At 67.2% G+C, this 6,203-nt stretch carries 9 protein-coding genes; 1 reads left to right on the forward strand and 8 read right to left on the reverse strand.

Going from position 1 to position 6,203, the window contains the following annotated elements; all coding sequences use genetic code 11:
* The 6 genes from QH283_RS00415 to QH283_RS00440 form a co-directional block, all read right to left on the reverse strand.
* The coding region (locus QH283_RS00415) for a beta-ketoacyl synthase N-terminal-like domain-containing protein (RefSeq protein ID WP_280501039.1) at nt 1-435 on the reverse strand (435 nt) is incomplete at its 3' end.
* A 69-nt stretch (nt 436-504) separates the two neighbouring features.
* Nucleotides 505-1,128, reverse strand: coding sequence for a TetR/AcrR family transcriptional regulator (locus QH283_RS00420; protein WP_280501031.1), 624 nt, complete (start codon nt 1,126-1,128; stop codon nt 505-507).
* Nucleotides 1,129-1,471: 343 nt separating this feature from the next.
* The gene (locus QH283_RS00425) at nt 1,472-1,993 is read right to left on the reverse strand and encodes an LpqN/LpqT family lipoprotein (protein WP_280501032.1); all 522 of its coding nucleotides are present in this window, start codon (nt 1,991-1,993) and stop codon (nt 1,472-1,474) included.
* Nucleotides 1,994-2,085: 92 nt separating this feature from the next.
* Nucleotides 2,086-2,994, reverse strand: coding sequence for a hypothetical protein (locus tag QH283_RS00430; RefSeq protein WP_280501033.1), 909 nt, complete (start codon nt 2,992-2,994; stop codon nt 2,086-2,088).
* Nucleotides 2,991-3,356: a hypothetical protein gene (locus QH283_RS00435; RefSeq protein WP_280501034.1), complete on the reverse strand. Its 366-nt coding sequence runs from the start codon at nt 3,354-3,356 to the stop codon at nt 2,991-2,993. The genes QH283_RS00430 and QH283_RS00435 overlap by 4 nt, the downstream gene beginning before the upstream one ends.
* A gap of 295 nt (nt 3,357-3,651) precedes the next feature.
* A complete protein-coding gene (locus QH283_RS00440; protein ID WP_280501035.1) occupies nt 3,652-4,464 on the reverse strand; it encodes an MBL fold metallo-hydrolase in 813 nt (270 codons plus the stop codon).
* A gap of 218 nt (nt 4,465-4,682) precedes the next feature.
* On the opposite strand from QH283_RS00440, the gene QH283_RS00445 reads away from it, so the two are divergent.
* Complete coding sequence (locus QH283_RS00445) at nt 4,683-5,096, forward strand: MerR family transcriptional regulator (protein ID WP_280501036.1); 414 nt, start codon at nt 4,683-4,685, stop codon at nt 5,094-5,096.
* 36 nt (nt 5,097-5,132) lie between these two features.
* Here QH283_RS00445 and QH283_RS00450 read toward each other — a convergent pair whose 3' ends face one another.
* Together QH283_RS00450 and QH283_RS00455 are read right to left on the reverse strand one after the other, a co-directional pair.
* Complete coding sequence (locus QH283_RS00450) at nt 5,133-5,945, reverse strand: SDR family oxidoreductase (RefSeq protein ID WP_280501037.1); 813 nt, start codon at nt 5,943-5,945, stop codon at nt 5,133-5,135.
* A 38-nt stretch (nt 5,946-5,983) separates the two neighbouring features.
* On the reverse strand, nt 5,984-6,203 hold a 220-nt coding region (locus QH283_RS00455), incomplete at its 5' end, for an acyl-CoA dehydrogenase family protein (protein WP_280501038.1).

Genomic DNA, 6,203 nt, shown 5'->3' on the forward strand with positions numbered 1-6,203 from the left:
GCCCTGGGCGCCGACGAACGGGGAGTCGAAGCCGTATTCCTTGCCCGCGAGCATGGCAGCGGAGATCGGGATGGCGCTCATGTTCTGCACGCCGGCCGCGACGATCACCTCGGCGGTGCCGCTCATGATGGCCTGGGCGCCGAAGTTGATGGCCTGCTGGCTGGAGCCGCACTGGCGGTCGACGGTCACGCCGGGGACCTCTTCGGGGTAGCCCGCTGTCAGCCACATGGTGCGGCCGATATTGCCCGCCTGCGGGCCGACGTTGTCGACGCAGCCGACGATCACGTCGTCGACGTGGGCCGGGTCGAGGGGCTGGCGGTCGAACAGGCCGCGCAGGGCGGCCGCACCCAGGTCGGCCGGGTGCACGCCGGCCAGTGCGCCGCCGCGCTTGCCGACGGGGGTGCGCACCGCATCGACGACGTAGGCGTCGCGCAGCGGGGCGTAGGGACGGCGAGCGGAGGGTGCGGACATCGGGAACTCCTTAGGGCACGGCGCGCTTTCGCGCTACGTCTGGTCGGTGCGCTCGGGCACGGTCAGACCGTCGAGCACGATGGTGAGGTATTGCTTGGCGAGGGTGTCGACGGTGATCGGGCCGCCGGGGCGGTACCAGCGCACCGCCACCCACACGGTGTCGCGCAGGAAGCGGTAGGCCAGTTCCACGTCCAGCTCGGGCCGGAAACTGCCGTCCGCGACGCCGTTGGTGAGCACCTTGTGCCACAGCGCGCGGAACTCGCGGTTGTATTCGTCGATGTAGGCGAATCGTTCGGCGTCGCGCAGGCGCTTGGCCTCGGCCTGGTAGATGGCCACGGCGGCGTGGTAGTGGTCGAAGGATTCGTAGGAGGCGAGGACCAGCGCTTCGAGGGTGTCGCGCGAGCTGAGGCCTGCCGCGACGATCTTGCGGTAGCGGCCGAACAGGTCGTCGAGGAAGCCGCGCAGGATCTCGTCGACCATCGACTCCTTGGAGTCGAAGTGGTGGTAGAGACTGCCGGACAGGATGCCCGCGGAGTCGGCGATGTCGCGCACCGTCGTCGCGCGCAGGCCCCGCTCGGCGAACAGCTCGGCGGCCAGGCCGAGCAGTTCGTTGCGCCGTGCTGATTTCGAGGCGTCTGGTGCGGTCACGATGGCCATAGTACAACCAAGCATTTGCTTGGTGCTAGTGCGCAGTCCGCTTCTCCCCAGCAGCTCGGCCCGATGCCGGTTGTCGCCGGATGCCACCGGAGCGGCACCGTCCCCGGCCGATCGGCCGGCCGCCGCCTGAGCGCCCGACAGGCGCGACCACCGCACGCCCCTCTCCATGCCGATCTCGACATGGAAACACCAGCGGCCCGCCGCACGACATCTCGCGATCGAGCGCCTCCATATGTGACGACCAGAAGGGGTTACGATCCGCACATGTTCAGATCTGTTGCCCAGATCCAAACTTCAGATCCGAAGAACGAATTCTCATATGAGATCTGCGATGTAGATCTGCTCAGGCCCGCGGCTCGACAATCAGTGACGGCGGAAGCTCTACCAGGGGTCGCAGAGGCGAGTCCGAGGACACCGTCATGGTGTACTGCACGAAGTAGTCGAATTCCTCGCCCCGTACGACCAAGTACTGGGTGGTTGCATGAACACGTAGGCCGTCACCGACGTAGCTGCCGGAGATGACGGCGGATCGGTAACCGCTGCAGTCGAGATAGCCATTCGAGTGTTCTGACCAGGACGGTAGCCTGCGGGAGTCGACGAATGCGCGATCCATCAGGTCCCAGGTGTCGATTCGCCCGGTAAGACGTCCGACCATGATGACGATATTGTCGAGCCACTGAGCGTTTTCCTGACCGGTCGGGGTATGCACCCAGGCCAGGTACGCACCGGGCATTACTTCCCGGCCGATCGGAACCCATTCCACGGGCAGATCGAGCCATACCTGAGGAGCGCCGATCGTGTCGGCGTGCACCGGGATGCAGCGCACCGATCGGTTGTAGAGATACTCGGCGATGCTCTCGTTCACGTATTTCACTTTCCAGTGCAGGATGCCGAGTGGGCTCGGCAAGCACGATGTGGGGTCGTCGGGTGATCAGGCCCCCGCTGGAGGCTCGCCAGTCACTGAGAGGGCGGGATCTGGTGGTATCGAGTGGTGAACCACGGCAGCGCAGCTTCGGTGGCGAGTAGGTGGCGCGAGTGCGGATTGCGATGGAGGTGGATTGTGGCTGCCAGCAGCAGGTTCGAGTCGCATCGCAGGATGCAGGCCGGGATCCCGACCTCACCTGTTCGATCGAACGGCCGGTGCCGCGGCGGAGTCGACTCGTCGGCGAGCACGGCGGTGACCACTGGAGCTTCGGTGTAGTAGGCCGAGAGCTTGCGCACTTGTCCCTGGATGTCGGTGATCTCGTCCCATGCGATACGGATGGTGGTGCGCCTGGGGGCTCGGCAGATGATGCCCGCCGGGTACAGCTCGTAAGAGACCCTGGTGAAGCGGACGAATATCAGCAACAGCAAGCAGACGAGCATGCTGATCGATACCACCAGCGCGACAGTCGCCCCGGTGCTGTCGTCGCGGGAGACCGGCAGCAGCTCGTCTCCGAGGCCGGAACGCCACGACCACCAGGCCATCGAGCCATACAGGACGCAGCCGGCCATAACCAGGGCAAGAGACAGCAGGTGGGAGTTCCGTTCGAGCCGTACACCGGGCCCCCACTCCCCATCGGTGAGCGAGGTCACCGATGGGGTCAAGTTCTCGCCCACACGCCCGGTCATAGGCAGCAGTCGAGAGAAGAACAGACCGGCGGCACCGGCGGCGAGCATCGCCAACCCGAGGTTGCCGAGCGGAACTGCAGAACTGTCGTGGCCGATATTGCGTGCTGCTACTACCAGCCACAACGCTGTGATCAGCGCGAAAAAGGCGCCGGCCACAGCCACGAAGACCACTACTCCTCGGGAAGGAGGTGATTCGTCCCAGTTCTGCTCGACCTGCAGAACCGGCGGTGCGACATTCGCTTCGTTCATATTCACCACACCCACTGGATACTCTTGGAAACGCCGTAGGCCGTCAGAGCGCCGATGCCCGCGCCGACGACAAAGCCGACAGCGGTTCCTACGCCGGGGGCCACCGACCCGACCATGGCGCCGGTGGCAGCAGATGTGGCCCAATTCCCCACCGCCATACCCGCGGCGGTTCCGGCCGTCTCGCTCACGACCGCCTTGGTGGGGTCCATACCGCCTTCGATGTCATTGGCAATGGCCGGCACGGTTCCGATCACGTTACCGACGATGCCCAGCCTGCTGAAGCCGGTCGACCACTGCCCATTCTTGGAGGTACCCCATTCCAAATACTTCCACCAACATAGACGTCGACCAGAACCGGATAGTTCCACCCACGGACGCCTATCTCAAATCCGGCGACGAACGCTGTCGATGCCGATCAAGCGCACGACGCCCCCCGCCGACGTCACGGCGAAACCTGCGATGAGAGAACGAACATCAGCACATCGTCGAAAGCCTGATGCTCTGCGGACGGTCCCCACGGCGAGTTCAAAGTGCCTCGACGGCCCGTGTTCGGTGTTGATGGGCTCGGTGGCGTGAGAGTGGCGCAGCTGACATGGGTCCCCCGAGCAAGACACCGAGCATCGCCTGGACACACGGCCGAAGATCGACCTCGGCCACCTCCGGCTATTCCTGCACTCGCGGTGGCTGCTCGGCTGGCTCCGTCTCCGCCGCGAGATGACGGATTGCGTCGTGGTCATGGGTGGGGATGACTTTGGCGCGGTGACGCGCCAGGTGCAGGCGGTGCAAGGTCTTGAAGGTGAGATCGCGGTCGTTGTCGGCGAGACTGCCGGGAAAGGCGGATTTCTGACGGATCTCTTCGATTTGCAGGGAATGCCAGGCGGCGTCGCCCGCCAGCAGGATCCAGCCGCGCCGGGTGTGGGCGAGGATGCCGATGCTGCCGGGGGTGTGGCCGGCGAGGTCGACCAGGACGACGCTGCCGTCGCCGAACAGGTCGTGGCTGCGGGTGAAGGTGAGGATGGGCGGGCCGTCGAGATCGTATTCGACGAGGGGGCGCTGCTTCAGGGAGCCGCGCACGCCGCCGACCGGGGCGACGGCGCCGTCGGCGATCCAGCGGTGCTCGGTGCTGTGCAGGTGCACCGGCAGGCCCGGCAGGTCGAGCAATCCACACACGTGATCCCAGTGGGCGTGGGTCGGGAGGGCGAATTGCACTGTGGGCAGAGTTGGCTCGGCCTGGAGCGCGGTGACCGTCGGGATGGTGTCCGAGGGTGGGCGGACGGCTGCGCGCAGCAGTTTCGGCAGCTGGACGATGGCGCGTTGCTCGGCATCGAGGCAGTAGCCGGGGTCGACGAGGAAGGTTGCTTCCGGGTGCTGGATGACGAACGAAGTCAGGGAGTTGGCGATGTGGCGTGGGGAGAAGCGGCCCTCCACGATGGCGGCGGTGGGCACCTGTCGGGGCACCTGCGGCAGAGAGGTCACTGTGACGGTGTGACGGGCGGTGGGAAGTCCCGCATCGGTGATCGAGCGCAGGAACCGTTCGTCGGGGCGTCGCGGTCGCAGTGCGCCGCGCACCGAACCGACTGCCGCGGCGCAGCATTCGAAGAGACTGGGGTTTCGTACCGGATCGGACATGATGGCACGCTAAGACTTCATGTCGACATGAAGTAAAGGGGCGCGCGGTGGGCACAACTCGGACGATGGGGATCGGTGATGCCGCGGCTGCCCTCGGTGTCGAGGCGCACGTGCTCCGGCACTGGGAATCGGTCGGGCTGCTCTCGCCGCGGCGCACTCCGGCGGGGCATCGTAGCTACGACCAGCGCGCGCTCGACACCGCGCGGCTGATCCAGATCCTGCAACGGGCCGGGCTGTCTCTCGAGCAGATAGGGCGACTCGGCCGTAGCGCCCACGAGGGGCGGTTGGCGCTCGTCGCCGATCATCGCGCTCGGGTGCGTGAGCGCATCGCCCTGCTGCGGGCCACCGATCGATTTCTCGCGCACCTCGCCACGTGCAGTCACCCGGTCATCGCCGAATGCGCGGAATGCTCCGACTTCGTCGCGGGCGGGAGAGCGCGCCGGACAGGTGCGGCCCGGATCGGTGACGGCCCGGCATGACTGCCGGGCGCGCACCGTGTCCTGGGAACGGAATCCTCAGGCTCGCTGACTGCTGATCGAGACCACCTCGCCGGTGAGGTAGGTGGTGTAGTCGCTGGCCAGCATGGCGATGGTGGCGGCCACCTCCCAGGGCTCGGCGGCTCGGCCGAAGGCTTCGCGTTCGGAGAGGCGGTCGAGCAGTTCGGTGGAGGAGACCTTGTCGAGGAAGGCGTGGCGGGCGATGCTCGGGGCTACGGCGTTGATGCGGACGCCGAGTTCGGCGGCTTCGATGGCGCTGCACCGAGTCAGGGCCATCACGCCTGCCTTGGCGGCGGCGTAGTGGGCCTGGCCGTATTGGGCGCGCCAGCCGAGGACGCTGGCGTTGTTGACGATCACGCCGCCGTGGCCGGCGGAGCGGAAGTAGTTCAGCGCGGCGCGGGTGCAGCGGAAGGTGCCGTTGAGGGTGATGTCGAGGACGCGGTCCCACTGTTCGTCGGTCATGTCGACGACCGGGGTTTCGCCGCCGAGGCCCGCGTTGTTGACCATGATGTCGATGCGGCCGAGTGCTGCGGCGGCGCCCTTGACCAGTTCGTCGACCTGGGTGGTGCTCTGCACGTCGCAGGCGATGGCGGCCACGCGGCGGTCGGGGAATTCGCCCTTCAGTTCGACCTCCGTCTCGGCGAGCCTGCGCTCGTGCCAGTCGGAGATCACCACGTCGGCGCCCTCGGCGAGCAGCCTGCGGGCGGTGGCCGAGCCGATGCCGGTGCCCGCGGCGGCGGTGACGACGGCGACGCGGCCGGTCAGCAGGCCGTGACCCGAAACGGGCTGCGGCGCGACGGACAGGGGGCCGCCGGGATTCTGTTCACTCACTGCTGCGTCCTCTCGGTCCTGTCGACCTTCGCTGCCGCTCACGGACGGGCCTCCCTCGGCAGACCGAGCACGCGCTCGGAGATGATGTTGCGCTGCACTTCGTTCGAACCTCCGTAGATCGTGTCGGCGCGGGTGAACAGATACAGCCGCTGCCATTCGTCGAGATCGTCGGCGCTCGCCGCGGCGGCGCCGGCGCCGGGGGCGCTGCCGGCGCCCGCTCCGGCCCCCCCGCCCACGGGGCCGCGCCCGGCCCTCGCC

This window comes from Nocardia farcinica (assembly GCF_029867845.1).
In the GTDB taxonomy this organism is placed as follows: Bacteria; Actinomycetota; Actinomycetes; order Mycobacteriales; family Mycobacteriaceae; genus Nocardia; species Nocardia farcinica_A.